At 71.1% G+C, this 15,465-nt stretch carries 15 protein-coding genes; 4 read left to right on the plus strand and 11 right to left on the minus strand.

Features of this window, described 5'->3' with window-relative positions:
• Positions 1 to 43 precede the first annotated feature (43 nt).
• Genes ACZ63E_RS23290 through ACZ63E_RS23305 form a run of 4 tightly spaced genes read right to left on the minus strand, consistent with a single transcriptional unit; the run spans position 44 to position 4,334 of the window.
• Positions 44 to 1,762 (minus strand): aminotransferase class V-fold PLP-dependent enzyme, encoded by a 1,719-nt coding sequence (locus tag ACZ63E_RS23290; protein ID WP_465338218.1) that lies wholly within the window; start codon positions 1,760 to 1,762, stop codon positions 44 to 46.
• Positions 1,759 to 2,526: an amino acid ABC transporter ATP-binding protein gene (locus ACZ63E_RS23295; protein WP_465338219.1), complete on the minus strand. Its 768-nt coding sequence runs from the start codon at positions 2,524 to 2,526 to the stop codon at positions 1,759 to 1,761. The genes ACZ63E_RS23290 and ACZ63E_RS23295 overlap by 4 nt, the downstream gene beginning before the upstream one ends.
• A complete protein-coding gene (locus tag ACZ63E_RS23300) occupies positions 2,519 to 3,397 on the minus strand; it encodes an amino acid ABC transporter permease (protein ID WP_465338220.1) in 879 nt (292 codons plus the stop codon). Before ACZ63E_RS23300 ends, ACZ63E_RS23295 begins: the two co-directional genes overlap by 8 nt.
• A complete protein-coding gene (locus ACZ63E_RS23305) occupies positions 3,384 to 4,334 on the minus strand; it encodes an ABC transporter substrate-binding protein (RefSeq protein WP_465338221.1) in 951 nt (316 codons plus the stop codon). The genes ACZ63E_RS23300 and ACZ63E_RS23305 overlap by 14 nt, the downstream gene beginning before the upstream one ends.
• A 96-nt stretch (positions 4,335 to 4,430) precedes the next feature.
• On the opposite strand from ACZ63E_RS23305, the gene ACZ63E_RS23310 reads away from it, so the two are divergent.
• Entirely contained in the window at positions 4,431 to 5,417 is a 987-nt protein-coding gene (locus ACZ63E_RS23310; protein ID WP_465338222.1) for a Gfo/Idh/MocA family protein, read from the plus strand.
• Here the strand turns inward: ACZ63E_RS23310 and ACZ63E_RS23315 are convergent.
• Together ACZ63E_RS23315 and ACZ63E_RS23320 are read right to left on the minus strand one after the other, a co-directional pair.
• The gene (locus ACZ63E_RS23315; protein ID WP_465338223.1) at positions 5,378 to 5,959 is read right to left on the minus strand and encodes an NADAR family protein; all 582 of its coding nucleotides are present in this window, start codon (positions 5,957 to 5,959) and stop codon (positions 5,378 to 5,380) included. The genes ACZ63E_RS23310 and ACZ63E_RS23315 overlap by 40 nt on opposite strands.
• Before the next feature lie 64 nt (positions 5,960 to 6,023).
• Complete coding sequence (locus ACZ63E_RS23320) at positions 6,024 to 7,229, minus strand: glycosyl hydrolase family 8 (RefSeq protein WP_465338224.1); 1,206 nt, start codon at positions 7,227 to 7,229, stop codon at positions 6,024 to 6,026.
• 156 nt (positions 7,230 to 7,385) lie between these two features.
• Between ACZ63E_RS23320 and ACZ63E_RS23325 the strand changes: the two genes are divergently transcribed.
• Complete coding sequence (locus ACZ63E_RS23325) at positions 7,386 to 7,799, plus strand: PPOX class F420-dependent oxidoreductase (RefSeq protein WP_465338225.1); 414 nt, start codon at positions 7,386 to 7,388, stop codon at positions 7,797 to 7,799.
• A gap of 32 nt (positions 7,800 to 7,831) precedes the next feature.
• On the opposite strand, the gene ACZ63E_RS23330 is transcribed toward ACZ63E_RS23325, so the two are convergent.
• Together ACZ63E_RS23330 and ACZ63E_RS23335 are read right to left on the minus strand one after the other, a co-directional pair.
• On the minus strand, positions 7,832 to 8,374 hold the full coding sequence (locus ACZ63E_RS23330; protein WP_465338226.1) for a TetR/AcrR family transcriptional regulator: 543 nt from the start codon (positions 8,372 to 8,374) through the stop codon (positions 7,832 to 7,834).
• Positions 8,374 to 9,927 (minus strand): acyl-CoA synthetase, encoded by a 1,554-nt coding sequence (locus tag ACZ63E_RS23335; protein ID WP_465338227.1) that lies wholly within the window; start codon positions 9,925 to 9,927, stop codon positions 8,374 to 8,376. Before ACZ63E_RS23335 ends, ACZ63E_RS23330 begins: the two co-directional genes overlap by 1 nt.
• 132 nt (positions 9,928 to 10,059) lie before the next feature.
• On the opposite strand from ACZ63E_RS23335, the gene ACZ63E_RS23340 reads away from it, so the two are divergent.
• Positions 10,060 to 10,194, plus strand: coding sequence for a twin-arginine translocation signal domain-containing protein (locus tag ACZ63E_RS23340; RefSeq protein ID WP_465338228.1), 135 nt, complete (start codon positions 10,060 to 10,062; stop codon positions 10,192 to 10,194).
• 345 nt (positions 10,195 to 10,539) lie between these two features.
• The gene (locus tag ACZ63E_RS23345; protein ID WP_465338229.1) at positions 10,540 to 11,262 is read left to right on the plus strand and encodes a glycoside hydrolase family 28 protein; all 723 of its coding nucleotides are present in this window, start codon (positions 10,540 to 10,542) and stop codon (positions 11,260 to 11,262) included.
• On the opposite strand, the gene ACZ63E_RS23350 is transcribed toward ACZ63E_RS23345, so the two are convergent.
• From ACZ63E_RS23350 to ACZ63E_RS23360, 3 genes are all read right to left on the minus strand, one after another.
• Entirely contained in the window at positions 11,259 to 12,461 is a 1,203-nt protein-coding gene (locus ACZ63E_RS23350) for a GTPase (RefSeq protein WP_465338230.1), read from the minus strand. The genes ACZ63E_RS23345 and ACZ63E_RS23350 overlap by 4 nt on opposite strands.
• Positions 12,458 to 14,236, minus strand: coding sequence for a P-loop NTPase family protein (locus tag ACZ63E_RS23355; RefSeq protein WP_465338231.1), 1,779 nt, complete (start codon positions 14,234 to 14,236; stop codon positions 12,458 to 12,460). The genes ACZ63E_RS23350 and ACZ63E_RS23355 overlap by 4 nt, the downstream gene beginning before the upstream one ends.
• A 101-nt stretch (positions 14,237 to 14,337) precedes the next feature.
• The gene (locus ACZ63E_RS23360; RefSeq protein WP_465338232.1) at positions 14,338 to 15,321 is read right to left on the minus strand and encodes an IniB N-terminal domain-containing protein; all 984 of its coding nucleotides are present in this window, start codon (positions 15,319 to 15,321) and stop codon (positions 14,338 to 14,340) included.
• Between the last annotated feature and the right edge of the window lie 144 nt (positions 15,322 to 15,465).

The raw sequence follows: 15,465 nt of genomic DNA on the forward strand, positions 1-15,465 counted from the left end.
TCCGCCCGGACGGGCGAGCGGGACAAGGTCCGTTCGGGCAGCGTCAGGCCCGGATTTCGTTGAGGTAGTTGTAGATCGTGTAGCGCGTGACGTCGAGGCGGCCGGCCAGGTGGTCGACCGCGTCCTTGATGAGGAAATAACCGGCTTCGTCGAGCTCCCGGACGACCGCCGCCTTGTGGCGCTTCTTCATCAGGTCCACCGGGATGCCGGCCTTCGTCACCGCGCGGTCGACCAGGAACCGTTGCAAGCTGTCGACGTCCGGTGGGAAAGTCTCCGGCTCGCCGTTGCCGCCGGCCGAAGCGGCCGTGTCCACGCTGTTGACGCACAGGCAGCCGACCGCCACGCCGTCCGCGTCCCGCAGGAACAGCGTCGACGAGCGGATCGCGCGGCCGTCCGGGCCGTGGGTGCGGTAGTTCGTCAGGTCCTGCGTCGTCCCGCGGCGGACCAGGCCGAGCAGCAGGTCGGTCATCGGCCCGCCGACGTTGCGGCCGGTCAGGTCACCCGCGATGGCGACGATCGAGTCCGGCAGCCGGCTCAGGTCGTGCAGCAGCACCTCGTTGCCCGGGCCGAGCATCGCCGCGAGCCCCGGGATCGCCGGGACCAGCGCGGTCAGCACCTCGTGCGTCGTCGCGCCCGCGGCCGGGACCACCAGCGGTTCCCGCGGCGCGGTCAACGTCTCCAACGCCGAACGCAGCAGGTCCGCGGCGGCGGCCGGCGTCGACGCGTGCGGCGACAACCGGACGTGCTCGGGCCGCACCGTCGCCGCGATTCCCGCGTTCGCCAGTGCCGCCCCGACCTGCTCGGCCGGGTGCCCGGGCAGCGTGAACGCCAGGATCCCGGCGCGCCGGTCCACCGCCGAGACGACCTCGGCGCCGCACGAGGCCAAGACCTCCTCGAAGGAGGCCAGACGCTCGGCGATCCGCGCCGCGATGGCGCCGACCCCGGCGTCTTCGACCAGCTCCAGGGCCTCGGCGAACGCGCCGGAGGTGATCGGGCTGAGGTTCGAGATCGACCAGGCCTGCGCGGTGCCGTCCGGCGGGTGGATCTCGTTGTCGAACAGCCCCGCGTCGCGCGCGCCGGTCCAGCCGGACAGCACCGGGTCCATCCGCTCCAGCGCCCGGTCCGACAGCACCGCGAACCCCGTGCCCCAGCCCGCGCGCAGCCACTTCTGCCCACCGACGACCAGGACGTCGGCGACCTCCCACGGCTCGTCGACCACACCGAACCCCTGGATGCCGTCGACGACCAGCAGCCGGTCGCCGACGACCTCGCGCAGCGCCGCGAGGTCGGCGCGGTACCCGGTCCGGAAGTCGACGGCGCTGACGCTGACTGTCGTGATTTCCGGCGTCAACGCGTCAGCGACTCGCTCAGGCGTGACATAACCGCTGGTCAGACGGCGGACGCGCAGCCGCCCGGCCTGCTCGGCGCGGGCCCACGGGTAGGTGTTGGCCGGGAACTCCGCGGCCGACACGAGCACCTCACCCGTGCTGTGGAACGCTGCCTGGAACAGCCCGAGGCTCGTGTTCGGCAGCAGCACGGTGTGGTCGGTGTCCGAACCGGACAGCCGCGCCGCGGCGGCCTTGGCCCGGACCTCCTGCCGCATCAGCTCGTCCACAGTGGACGGACCGGCCGTGGTGGCCTGGTCGAGCAGCGCGGCCGTCGTGTCGAGCACCGCGTGCGACGGCGGGCCGAAGCGGGCGAAGTCGAGGTAACCGGCGGGCTCGTCGAACTGGAGCAGGTACCGGGGCGAAATCCGCGTCACGCGAGGATCCTCGCCAGGAACTGCCGGGTCCGTTCGTGCTTCGGCGCGCTCAGCACCTGATCAGGCGGCCCGGTTTCGACCACCGCGCCGTCGGCCAGGAACACCACCTCGTCGGCGGCCTCCGCGGCGAAGCTCATCTCGTGCGTCACGACGACCATCGTCATCCCCTCCCCCGCCAACGTACTCATCACTTCGAGCACCTCGCCGACCAGCTCCGGGTCGAGCGCCGACGTCGGCTCGTCGAACAGCATCAGCTTCGGTTTCATCGCCAGTGACCGCGCGATCGCGACGCGTTGCTGCTGCCCGCCGGACAGCTGCGCCGGGTAGGCGTCTCCGCGGTGGCCCAGGCCCACGCGGTCGAGCAGCTCGAGGCCCTGCTTCCGGGCGTCTTCGGGCTTCAGGCCGAGCACCCGGATCGGGCCCTCGACGACGTTCTCCAGCGCCGTCCGGTGCGCGAACAGGTTGAACCGCTGGAACACCATGCCGATGTCCCGGCGCTGGCGCGCGACGTCGCGTTCGCGCAGTTCGTACAGCTTCCCGCCGCGCTGCCGGAAGCCGATCGGCTCGCCGTCGACCCAGATCTGGCCGGCGTCGATCGTCTCGAGGTGGTTGATGCAGCGCAGGAACGTGCTCTTCCCGGCGCCGGACGGCCCGAGCAGGCAGACTACCTGTCCTTTGTGGACTTCGAGGTCGATGCCGCCGAGGACTTCGGTGTGACCGTAGGACTTCTTGACGCCGACGGCACGCAGCAGTGGTTCAGACACGGGCACTCCTCACCAGCGGCACGCCGCGCAACGCCTTGCCCGCACGGGAAAGCGGCCCGCGATCGGCCTGGCCGAACGAGCGTTCCAGGTAGTGCTGCCCGACGCCCGCGACGGTCACCACGACCATGTACCAGACGGCCGCGGCCAGCAGCGTCTCCATCACGAGCAGGTTGTTGGACGAGATGTTGTTGGCCGCGTGGATCAGCTCGGTCACGCCGATCACCGACGCCATCGACGTGCCCTTGAGCATGTTGATGAAGTCGTTGCCGGTCGGCGGGATGATCACGCGCATGGCTTGCGGCAGCACGACCCGGCGCAGCGTCGCGGCCGGTGTCATGCCGATCGACTTCGCCGCCTCGGTCTGTCCACTGTCGACACTGTTCAGTCCCGCCCGGACGATCTCGGCCATGTACGCGCTTTCGTTGAGCGCCAGGCCGAGGAACGCGGCGGTGAACGCGCTGATCAGCACGTTCGTCTGCGCGTGGACGAGGAACGGGATGTCGATGACCGGGAAGACCAGCGCCAGGTTGTACCAGAGCAGGATCTGCAGCAGCACCGGAAGCCCGCGGAAGATCCAGATGTACCCGGCGGCGAACCACCGGGCGACCGGGTTGGCGCTGCGGCGCAGCAGGGCGATGACGATGCCGAGCACGATCGCGACGGCCTGGGACAGCACGGCCAGCACCACGGTGTTGAGCAGGCCGGTCGCCATGACGCGGTAGAAGACGAAGTCGGGGACTTGACCCCACTCAATCTGCGCGTTGCCGAGGGCGATGCCCAGCAGCACGAGCAGCGCGAGGATGATCGCGGCGGCGACCCAGCGGCCCCAGTGCCGGAGCCGGACGATCGGGAGCGGTTCAGGAGCCGCCATTGATCGCGGCCTCCTTGATGGCGCCCTGGTCGACACCCCACGCCTGCAGGATCTTGCCGTAGGTGCCGTCGGTGATGAGCGCCTGCAGCGCCTTCTGCACGGAGTCGCGCAGCGGCGTGTTCTGCTTGTTGACGCCGATGCCGTACGGCCCGCCTTCGATCGGCTCACCCGGGACGACCTCGAAGAACTTGCCGTCGCCCGCCGTCCGCGAGATGAAGACGGCGCTCGGGAGGTCGTTGAGGATCGCGGCGACGCGGCCGGTGCGCAGCTGGTTCTGGTTCTGGTTGTCGCTGTCGGTCGCGGTCACGTTCACCGCGGGCTTCCCGGCCTGCGTGCACTTGGCCGTCTGCGCCTCGGCGAACTTCTGGTGGCTGGTGCCCTGCACCACGGCGACGTTCTTGCCGCAGAGGGTGTCCGGGCCGGTGATGCCGTCCGGGTTTCCCTTGCGGGTCATGATCGTGATGCCGGAGGTGAAGTAGTCGACGAAGTCGATCTGCGCCTGGCGGGCCTTGGTGTCGTTCATGCCGGCCATCGTCAGGTCGATGCGGCCGGACTGGAGGCTGGTGATGAGCGAGCCGAACGCCATGTCCTGGTGGGTCACGGTGACGCCGAGCTTGGCGGCGACCGCCTTGGCGAGGTCGACCTCGTAGCCGATCGGGGTCTTGCCGTCGGCGGCGTAGAAGTTGTTGGGCGCGGACTGCAGGTTCGACGCCAGGTGCAGCACGCCCGCCTGCTTGACGTTCGCCGGCAAAGCCGCGTTGAGCTGGGCGTCCTTCTGCACACCCTGGACGATCGCCGCGGTGTCCGGGATGCCGGACGCGGGGGCGCCGGGGGCCTGCGAGGACCCGCCTGCGCCGTCCGGACCGCCACCGCAAGCCGTCACCAGCACGGCCAGGCTCGCGAGCAACACCGCCTGAGCGGCACGTGAACGGGACATAACGGACCTCCACTGTTCGGCTGGCCGGAACGGTACAACTCGTTGTTGAAGAGGTCAACTAGCTGTTGAAATCTACGCCGGTGCTAACTTGCGCGCATGAGCCTGCGGATCGGCATCCTGGGCGCGGCGAGCATCGCGCCCGCCGCCCTGGTCAAGCCCGCTTCAGCCAGTTCCGAGGTCGACGTCGTCGCGGTGGCCGCCCGCTCCGCCGACCGGGCGCAAGCGTTTGCCTCCCGCCACGGCATCCCGCGGGTGCACTCGTCGTACGAGGCCCTGCTCGCCGACCCGGACGTCGACGCCGTCTACAACCCGCTGCCGAACGGCCTCCACGGCCGGTGGACGCGAGCGGCCCTGGCGGCCGGGAAGCACGTGCTGTGCGAGAAGCCGTTCACGGCGAACGCGGCGGAGGCGCGGGAGATCGCTTCACTGGCCGCTTCCTCGGACCGCATTGTCATGGAAGCGTTCCACTACCGCTACCACCCGCTGGCGCTGCGGGTGGAGGAGATCGTGGCGTCCGGCGAGCTGGGTTCGCTCGAGCGCGTCGAGACGGCGTTGTGCTTCCCGCTGCCGAAGTTCTCGGACATCCGCTACGACTACGACCTCGCGGGCGGCGCGACGATGGACGCGGGCTGCTACGCGGTCCACATGGCCCGGACGTTCGGCGGCGGCGAAACCCCGTCGGTGGTGTCGGCTTCGCCGAAGCTGCGGGACTCGCGCATCGACCGGGCGATGACGGCGGAGCTCCGGTACCCGTCGGGCCACACCGGACGGGTCGAGTGCTCGATGTGGTCGTCGACGCTGCTGAAGATCAGCGCGAAGGTGGTCGGCTCCCGGGGTTCGATCCGGATCGTGAACCCGGTGGCGCCCCAAGCGTTTCACCGCATGCGGATCGAGGTCGACGGCGTGCGACGGTCGGAGAAGTTCCCGCGCCGGGCGTCGTACGAGTACCAGCTGGACGCGTTCGCGGCGGCGGTCCTGCGCGGCGAGCCGGTGAAGACCTCGGCGGCCGACGCGGTCGAGACGATGACGGTGATCGACGAGATCTACCGTGCCGCGGGACTGCCGCTGCGCGAACCGAGCTGAGCGCGCACATCGGCGAGGGCGAAGCCGAGCAGGTTGCGGCCCCGCCAAGCGCGCGGCTTCTCCGCCCGCGGGTCGTCCGCCGCGAGACCGATCCCCCAGACGCGGTCGACCGGGCTCGCCTCGACCAGCACCCGTTCCCCCGTGCCGGCCAGGTACCGGCCCAGCTCGGGATGCCGGGCGAACTTGGCGGCGTTGCCGTCGACGACGATCTCGAAGCGGTGAGCCACCCAAGCCTCTTCGTCGAAGCCGCGCACCCGGCGGCCGAAGTCCTTGGCTTGCTTCGGGTGTCTCGCGGTCAGCACCTGCGCCGCGACCTCTTCGTCGCCGAAGAGCAGGGCCTTGCGCCACATCATGTAGTGCTCGGCGGTGGCGAACCGGACCCCGTCCAGCTCGAACGGCGAGGGCCACCACTGGCTGAAGCACCCGGCCCCCACCCCGCCGCCGCGCGGCGGCCGGTGGCCCCAGAAGTACACGTACTTGAACCGCCGGCCCGCGTCGAGAGCGCGGGTCAGCTCCTCGACGCTGCGCGGGTGACCGGTCATGGCGCCAGTCTTGCCCGCGAAGCGGTCGTCCCGCACCCGAATTCCGGGTGCGGGACGAGCCGAGCTAGGCAGCCACGTAGTTACCGCTGAGGATCAGCAGGACCTGGACCGTGATGCCCGTTCCGTAGTAGTCCGTCGAGTCCGGGGAGAACGACGCGATCGACGTCCACAGCTTGTCGAGCCAGGCCTGGCTGCCCGCGTCCGTCATCGCCGCCACCGCGAACGGGGCCGTGAAGCACGGGTGCTGGCCACTTTCGGTCTTCGAGCCCGACAGGGAGTAGCCGCTCTGGATCTTCGACGGGTCGCCGCCCGTGGCGGACTTGATCCACGTGTTCATCTTGCGGACCTGCGCGGCGGCCGCGCTGCCGGAGAACGAGATCGCGTCCGCGCCGAGGCGCCACGGGTCGCGGCAGGCGTTCCAGCTGTACTTGCCGTCGTACGGGCCCTCGAGGAAGTCCGCCGGCGCCGGCTTCGGCGTCGAGTTCGTGTTGACCACGAAGTCCGGCAGCAGTCCCGTGTTCGGCGCGTAGGACGACTGCAACTGGCTCACCGCCGTCTCCGAGCGGGTCCGGACCGAGTCCCAGAAGCTGTCGCCGGTCGCCTTCGCGAACGCGCGCAGGTGCCCCGGCATCCAGTCCGACGAACGCGAGCTGTTCTTGTACTCCGCGTCGTTGCCCCAGTCGCCGAGCAGCGTGAACTTCGTGCTGTTGTTGACCTCGGACTTCTTGATCGCGTTGATGATCCGGACGGCTTCGGCCTTGTAGTCGACCGAACCCGTGCTGCCCCACTTCTTGTCCGCGATCAGCAGGCCGTAGGCGATTTCGAGGTCGCCGTCGGTCGCGGAGTCGCTGCCGTTGACGCTCTTGCACTTCGAGTCCTGCTCGGCCGCGTGCAGGTCCTTGTTGTTGACCGACGGGTGGGCCTTCACGAACTTCAGGATCCCGTCGACGATCGCGCGGGCCTGCGGGTCCTTGTCCGCCATCATGGCCGAGATCGTCAGGCCATACCCCTCGCCCTCGGCGACGAAGGAGTGGTCGGCGTCCTTGGACAGCACGGCGTAGGTGCCGCTGCCGCACTTCGTCGTCAGGAAGTTCGTCTTCCAGAAGTCGTAGTACTTCTGGAGCACCTGGTCCTGCGTGGCCTGCGAAACCGACGGCCGCAGGGTTCCCGGCACGTAAGGCGTGCCGGCCGCGGAAGCGGTCGTGGGCACGCTCAGCAGCCCGGCGGCCAGCGCGGCCGTGGCCACCACCGCCCGGACGATCTTTCTCATCGCTCCTCCGTAAAGGACATCGTTGGCTGCGGCGACGGCGATCAGAGCGTGACAGAAGGTTCAAGACTCGGTCAAGACTGTTAGGAAACTTTCCTTACAATAACCGTGAGTGGTCTCACGGCCCCCGCGCCACCCGGACGGACTAGCGTGGAGGGCATGAAGATCACCCTCGACGGCCGCGGCCCGGACTTCCGCGCGTTCTGGACCGAGCGTCACCTGGCCACGCTCACCACGGTCCGACCGGACGGCACCCCGCACGTCGTCGCGGTCGGTGTCACCGTGGACTTCGAGGCCGGTGTCGCGCGGGTGATCACGTTCTCGTCGTCGGTCAAGGCCCGGCTCGCGCGCGCCGCGGGAGACGGCGGCATCCCGGTCGCGGTCTGCCAGCTCGACGGCCCGCGGTGGTCCACTTTGGAGGGACGCGCGGTGCTGCGCGATGACGCCGAGTCCGTAAAGGACGCCGAAAACCGCTACGCCGCCCGCTATCGGCAGCCCAAGCCGAACCCGCAACGCGTGGTCCTGGAGATCACCGTGAACCGGGTGCTCGGCAACGCTCAGACCCGGTCGTGAGTGTTTTTTAGGGTTAGAACCCTAAAAAACACTCACGAGGCGCGGGAGTGCACCAGCCGGGTGTATTCCGCCAACAGGGCCGCCAGCTCACTGTGCTCCCCCACCGAAGCCAGCTGCTGGTGACCCACGAGCATCGCCATCCCCAGCGAGGTCAGCGTCCGGGCCGTCGTGCGGTCGCCGACGATGCCCTCGACCGCCTTGCCGACCGTCCGCAGCCGGGCGTCGTCGACGCGTTTCTGAGCCGCCCGCACGGTTTCGTCGTTCATCGCCCACGCGCGGATGGCGGCCTCGGCCTCGTGCGGCAGGCCGAGCGTCAGGTCCATCAGCGCGGCGAAGTCGGCGGCCGGGCCGCCGGCGCCGAAGTTCCGCTCGCGCAGGATCAGCACCTGCCGGTTCTCCCAGTGCTCCAGCAGCTGCTCCACGAACCCCGGCCAGCCGCCGAAATGGTGGTAGAACGAGCCGCTCGTGACCCCGAGGCCGCGGCAGAGCGCGCCGACGGTCAGCTCGGTGAACCCGTGCTCCGCCAGCACCTCCAGCGCGCCGGCGAAGTAGGCCTCCCGGTTCGCCGTGGGCATCAGACGTTCCGGTCCCGGTCCCGCCAGTACGGCTCACGCAGCGAACGTTTGAGGATCTTGCCGGTCGCGTTGCGCGGCAGGGCTTCCAGGACGTCGACACTGCGCGGGCACTTGTAGTGGGCCAGCCGTTCGCGGCAGAACTCGACGAGCTTGTCCGTGTCGAGCTCCTCCCCGGGCGCCGGCGCGACGACGGCCTTGACCTGCTCACCCCAGCGCTCGTCCGGCACGCCGATGACGGCCACCTCGGCGACCCCGGGGTACTCCGCGACGATCCGCTCGACCTCCGGCGAGTAGACGTTCTCCCCGCCGGTGATGATCATGTCCTTGACACGGTCCTCGAGGAACAGGAACCCGCCGTCGTCGAGCCGGCCGACGTCGCCGGTGCGCACCCAGCCGTCCACGATGGTTTCCGCGGTCGCCTCGGGTTTGCCGAGGTAGCCGGCCATCCGCTGCTCGGTGCGGATCCAGACTTCGCCGACCGCGCTGTCCGCGGCCGTCACCGGGTCGACGATCCGGATGTCCACACCGGACAGCGCGGTCCCCGCCGACGCCAGCCGCTCGGGCCGGGAGCCGTCGCGGTGCGCCTCCGGGTCGAGCGCGGTGACCGCGCCGGACAGCTCGGTCATGCCGTAGACCTGCGCGAACCGGACGTCCGGCCAGGCGGCGAGCACCGTGCGCAGCAACGGGAGCGGCATCGGCGACGCGCCGTAGCAGAGGTACTTCAGCCGGGAGAACGCCTTGAGCGCCACTTCGCCGGCCTGCGCGATCCCGGCGACGACCGCCGGCACCAGGAAGGCGTGCGTGATCCCCGCCTGCAGCGCGGCGAACAGCGACGCCGCGTCCGGCTCGCGCGTCAGGTACGACGGTTCGCCGTAGAGGAACCCGGAAACCGCGTAACAGCTGCCGCCGACGTGGAACAGCGGCATCGCGACCAGGTTGACGTCGCCGCGGCCGATCGGGAACGCCGTGCCCGCGGCGAGCCCGTGCGCGAGAACACTGCGGTGGGTCAGCACCGCGCCCTTGGGGAAGCCCGTGGTGCCGCTGGTGTACATGACCAGCACGCCGTCGTCCTCGTCGAGACCGGACGCGGTGTGCGGCTCGGCGCCGGCCAGGAACGGCTCGTACTCGTCGGCGTCGCCGCCCACGACGACCACGCGTTCCAAGGCGGGCAGCCGGTCGCGGACCGCGTCGAGTGCCGGCCGCAGCTCGGCGCCGACGAAGACCACCTTCGCGCCCGCGTCCGCGAGCACGTAGGCGAGCTCGTCGCCGGAGAGCCGCCAGTTGACCACGGCGTTGGCGGCGCCGATCCCGGCCACCGCGAAGGTCGTCTCCAGGCAGGCGGGGTGGTTCTTGTCCACGAACGCGACGCGGTCACCCCGCCCGACCCCGGCGGCCGCGAGGGCGCCCGAAAGCCGCCGGACCCGCTCGTCGAACTCCGTCCAGGTCCACGACCGGTCGCCGAAGAGCAGCGCGGTCTCGTCGGGGCGTTCGCGCGCCCAGTGCGCCAGGAGCTCGCCGAACAGCCGGACCCGGGGGCGGAGGTCTTCGGGCATGGCGTGGTTCCCTTCGGCCGGCGCTGGACCATAGACCGGTCTATGGTGCGCCGGGCTCCCCCGGGCGTCAATAACGGTCACCGGCATACTTTTTGACCGTCGTGACGGAATATCGCATGCTGTACATGATGTATGTCGGGCGGCACTCGGCGTGAGTTCCTGAAGGTCGCGGGCGCGGCGGGCGGGCTGCCGGCCGCCGGCGCGGTGTTCGGCCCGGCGGCGCGAGCGCCGCCGAGGACCCGTGGGCGCGGGTGCCGGTCATCCTGAGCCGGGTCCGGCCCCCGGTGTTCCCGTGCCGCGTCTTCGACATCCGCAGGTATGGCGCCGTCGGCGACAACACCACCGACTGCACCCCGGCGTTCAAGGCGGCCATCAGCGCGTGCCACGCCGCCGGAGGCGGCCGGGTGCTGGTGCCCGCGGGGACGTTCCGCACCGGCAAGATCCACCTGCTGTCCAAAGTGGAGCTGCACGTGGTGGGGACCATCCGGTTCCGCAGCGACGCGGCGTCCTACCTCCGGTGGTGTTCACCCGCTGGCAGGGCATCGAATTCCTCAGCTACTCGCCGTTCATCTACGCGATCGACCAGACCGACGTCGCGGCCCGGACTGGGAAGTGCTGCAGCAGCAGGCGGTCGACGGCGTGCCGCCCGCGCGGCGGGTGTTCGGCGACAAGCACTTCCTCAAGCCGAACATGATCCAGTTCTACCGCTGCCGCACCGTGCTGGTGGCCGACGTCTCGCTGCGCAACCCGGCGATGTGGACCGTGCACCCGGTGCTGTGCCGCAACGTCACGGTCCGGAACGTCACGATCTACTCGCGCGGCGCGATGGTCGACGGCGGCGACCCGGAGAGCAGCGCGGACGTGCACGTCCACGGCTGCTCCTTCGACACCGGCGACGACGGCACGGTGATCAAGTCCGGCCGCGACACCGACGGCCGCTGGGGCGCGATCACGGTCGGCAGCGAGATGTCCGGCGGTGTGCGCAACGTCTTCGCGCAGGACAACCGGATCCACGCCGGGTCGTCGTACAAGTCGTTCTACGGTGTCTACCTCAAGACGAACCCGCGCCGCGGCGGGGTCGTTTCGGACATCCACGTGCGCCGCCTGACCGGCGGCCCGATCGTGCAGCCGGTGATCCGCGACATCACGATCAGCGACGTCCACCTCGACGACTCGCCGTTCGCGCTGAAGATCAGCGGCGCGGCGGAGAGCCCGCTCACCGGGTTCCGGTTGAGCGACAGCACGTTCACCAACATCGACACCCCGGCGCCGCAGATCGGCAACGCCCGGGACGTGACGCTCACGAACGTCACTGTGAACGGCGAGCCGGTCTAACCGAACAGCGCCAGCAGCCCCTCCGCCGACCGCACCACCACGTGCGCCGCGGTCCGCTCGGCGTGCGGGCGGTCCGGGCGCTCCGCCTCGTGCCGCCACCGCCGCAGCGCGTCCAGCCCCGCGTCGTAGATGTCGCCCGGGTCCGCGTCCGGCTCCAGGCCCAGGCGGTCGGCCGGGGCCGTGCCCTGGGCGCCGAGCAACCGGACCGCCTCCTCCGCGGGGTCGCCGGACAGCGCCGTGCGGCCGCCGCGGATGTCGGCGATCAGGCGCAGCTCGCGGAAGTCGTGCGCGGCCGCGGCGAACCGCTCGACGCGGGACACCAGGCGGTCGCCGCCCGGGCGGGGCTGGGCGGCGAGCAGCGCCTCCAGCCGGATGATCGCCGTGCGGGCCTTCAACGCCTCGGACCGCGCCACGAAACAACCCGCGAGCGTGTCCCTCAGCTCGCCGAGACCGCTGCGGCGGACCAGCTCCGCCGAGAGCTTCACACGGTCGTCGCAGCCGGTCCGGATCAGCGTCAGCGCCAGGCGGACGCCGAACATCCCGAAGCGCACCACCAGCGAGCGCCGCGTCTCGACCGGGATCGGGCCGGGGAACGCCGGGTCGGTGAAGGAGTCCACCGAAAGCACGTGCCGTTCCAGCTCTTCGCGCGGCACCGCGGCGAACGCCGCCAGGAGGTCGAACTCGTCGTCACGCAGGGACCGGCCGCCGTAGGCCAGCTGCCCGGCGACCGCGATCACGCCGAGGAAACCCGTGCACAGCGGGTCTTCGCGCCAGGCCCGCCGCGCCAGCTGCTTCGCGGTCAGCAACGCGTCGATGCGTCCCGCGCCGACCTCGTCGGCCCGCGACAGCACCAGCACCGAGTTGACCGCGCTCTGCCGCGCGAACGCCGAGCCGCCCGGCGGGTGGGCCGCCGCGAGCTCGTCGGGTTCGAGGTGGCGCACCAGCCGGACCGTCGCGTCCGGAAGGTCGTCCGCCGGGCCGGGGTCGTCCAGCAGCACGAGGTCGCGCAGCGCCCGGGTCGGCCATTCGCCCAGCGCCGCGGCGAGCGTCGTCTTCCCCGACGACGGCGCCCCGGTGAACCCGACCCGCAGCGGCTGCTCCAGCCGATCCATGCAGTCGTGCAGGAGGGCCGAAGCGCGCGGGTCGTCCCGGTAGAGCCCGGCCGCGGCGGCGAGGAGGTCGCGGACGTCCTGGGTCACGCCGAAAGCTCCCGGCGCTGCCGGCCCGCCAGGGTGCCGAGCTCGCCCGCGCGCTGGTGCAGGCCGGCGAGCCGGTCGATCTCGCGTCTGATGTGGACGGTCCGGCGCTCGCGCTCGGCGGTGCCGGCCAGGATCGTCTCCCGTTCGCGCGTCAGCTCGTCGGCGAGCTCTTCGGCCAGCCCGGTGAAGTGGTCGCGCAGCCGCCGCTGGACCACGCGGATCGCGTCCCGGCATTCCTTGCTGAACCGGATGAAGACGTCGTCGACGTGCCGCTGCGCCGCCTGCTTGGCGACGGCCTGGCGGCGCTGCAGCCGCATGCCGCCCTCGTCCTTGATCGTCTTGAAGGCGAACGCGGCGCCCGCGCCGATCGAGACCGGGTTGATCAGCGGCAGCCCGGCGAGGCTGGTGACCAGGCCGAACATCAGCACACCACCGTAGGACCCGCGCAACCCGGTGAACGCCTGCTGGCCGATCTTGAACTTCTCGATCTTTGGCCGCCGGACGTCGTCGAGGCTTTCCACCCCCGAGCCGTCGAGCCGCAGGTCGGGCAGCGCTTGGTCGTACTGTGCGCCGAAGCACGCCGCGGTGGCCTGCGCGATCCACTCCGCCCGGTCGGCCAGCCACGAGTAGTTCGTCTCGACGGCGTCGGCGAGCGAGTCGTCCAGCCACGCCGAGAAGTCTTCCCAGACCTTCGCCGGGTCACCCTCGTCGAAGGTCTGGTCGATGGTGGTGACGATCTTGCGGGTCCGCTCGCGCAGGTCGTACTCGGCGTCCGACAGCAGGTCGGTGACCTCGTCGGAAAGCAGGTTCTGCCACCGGGTGTTCTGCCGGCGCAGGTCGTCGGCCCGGCGTTGCGCCCGCTGCAGCAGCGCGGCCTGGCCGAGCCCGGCGTCCTGCCCCGCCGACTCGACGCGGTCGCGCAACGACTCCACGAGCTCCGCGGCGGCGGCGCGCACGCCCACCGCGGCGAGCAGCGCGCGGGACTGCTCCTGCGGCCGCGCGGCCTGCTCGGCGATCCAGGTGAGCAGCTCCGGGAAACCCGAGCGGGCGTTGAGATCCGCGTCACCCGCCTTCGCGGCGGCTTGGCGCACCACGGCCGAAACCGGCAGAACGGGCGCGTCGATCCCCGCTTCGGCGAGCATCGCGCGATCGCGTTCGGCGACCGCGCGCCACCCCGGGCAGGAGTCGATCTTGGTGAGCGCCAACACGACATGGGGGCACCAAGTACGCACATGGCGCGCCAGCGCGAGCTCGGCGGCGCTCAGCGGCGCGGTCGCGTCGGAGACGATGATCACCGCGTCCGCCTCGTCGAGCAGCTCGAGGGCGGCGGCGGTGCGCGGTGAGCGCGGGTCGCCGACCGGCGGGGTGTCGATGAGCACGAGCCCGGCGGACAGCAGCTCCCGCGGCACCCCGACTTCGACGCGGGTGAGCGTGCCGGCGGGCCGGGCGCCGAGCTCACCGGTGAGCCGTTCGACCGCGACGGGGATCCGTTCGCGGGAGCGGCCGACCAGCGTGGCGGCGGGTTCGGCGGAGTAGGCGATCTCGGTGGGCACGGCGGGGGTCGCGGCGTCGCCGACCGCGCACACCGGCGCGTTCAGCACGGCGTTGAGCAGGTAGCCCTTGCCCTGCTTGGGAAAGCCGAGCACACCGAGCCGGATCTGCCCCACGGGGGCGTCGCGGCGTCTGCGCAGGCGCTCGGCGAGATCGGCGCGGCCGTGCGTGCGGCACGCGTCCAGGGTCTCGTTGAGCACTTCGAGCCAAGCCGGGGCGGTCACGAGGGACGAGTGTCCCCGGTTTACTCCCCGTGCGCACACCGGGTGCCCGTCCCGCGGCTGCACCCAGACCGCGGGACGGGCACCGACGAACCGTTCGGGGATCAGTGCCCGAGGTGGATGTCGTTGTGACCGAGGTCGCCGACGTGGATGTTGCCCAGCGCGTTGTGGCTGAGGTTGTCGGTGACGCCCGACACCACGTCGTGCACCGCGTCGACACCGTTGTTGCCGGCGATGTCGCCGACCGCGTTGTGGTCGACGCCGCCGACCGCACCGGTGACCGTGGTGACGGTGTTGTGCGTGATGTCACCGAGGCTGTTCTGGGCGGCGCTGGTCAGGTCGCCGCCGACGTGCTTGACGTCGAGGTCGCCGACGTGCTTCAGCGTGCTGCCGAGGTCGCCGACGTGGCTGGTGACGTCGCCGGCCGCCGCGGTGCCGGTGACCGCGCCGGTCAGGTCGCCGGTGCCGACCGTGCTCACCGCGTTGGTGACCGTGTGCCCGACCTCGCCGACCACGTTGTGACCGTCCACCGCGCCGGTGACGGCGTTGCCGAGCCCGCCGACCGAGGCGACGTCGATGCTCTGCGCGAGATCGCCGCCCAGCCCGAAGGTGTTCGTGACATCGCTGGCGATCGTGGTGACGCTGGCGGCGTTGTTGGTGATGTCGGTCACGCTCGAAAGCGGGTGCCCGAAGCCCGCCACCGCGGGCAGACCGAGGCCGCCCACGCCGGGCAGGGAGCCGCCGAGCTCGCCGGCGCCGAGGTCGCCGACGCCCGGCAGCGTGGCGGCCGACAGGCCGAGGCCCGAGGTGAGGGCGGTGAGCTGGTCGATCGCGCCCTGGATGCCGGTGGCGTCGGTGCCCACCGGGGACAGGTCGCCGACGCCCGGGAGGCCACCGACGGCGGGGAGGCTGTCGACCGGCACGAAGTCGAGCACCAGCGGGATGACCTCGTGCACGTCGGCGGCGCTGACGTCGCCGAGACCGGCGGCGGCGAGGGCGCCCTGCGGGTCCGTCCCGAAGGCCGCGAGCGCGGTCGGGTCGTTGAGCAGGTTCAGGGCGAAGTCGTGCAACGTCTGCACGGAGTCCATGGGGTTTTCTCCTGGTCCGGTGGTTCGGGGGACGGCATCGGCCGCAAGGACCGGTGCTCCGACATCAAGGTAGGGAGCCGGTCCCCCCACGCACATCGGGGATCACTCCGAGTCGCAGGCCGGTCAGCCGATAGGGGATCGATA

This window comes from Amycolatopsis sp. NPDC104819, assembly GCF_055583145.1.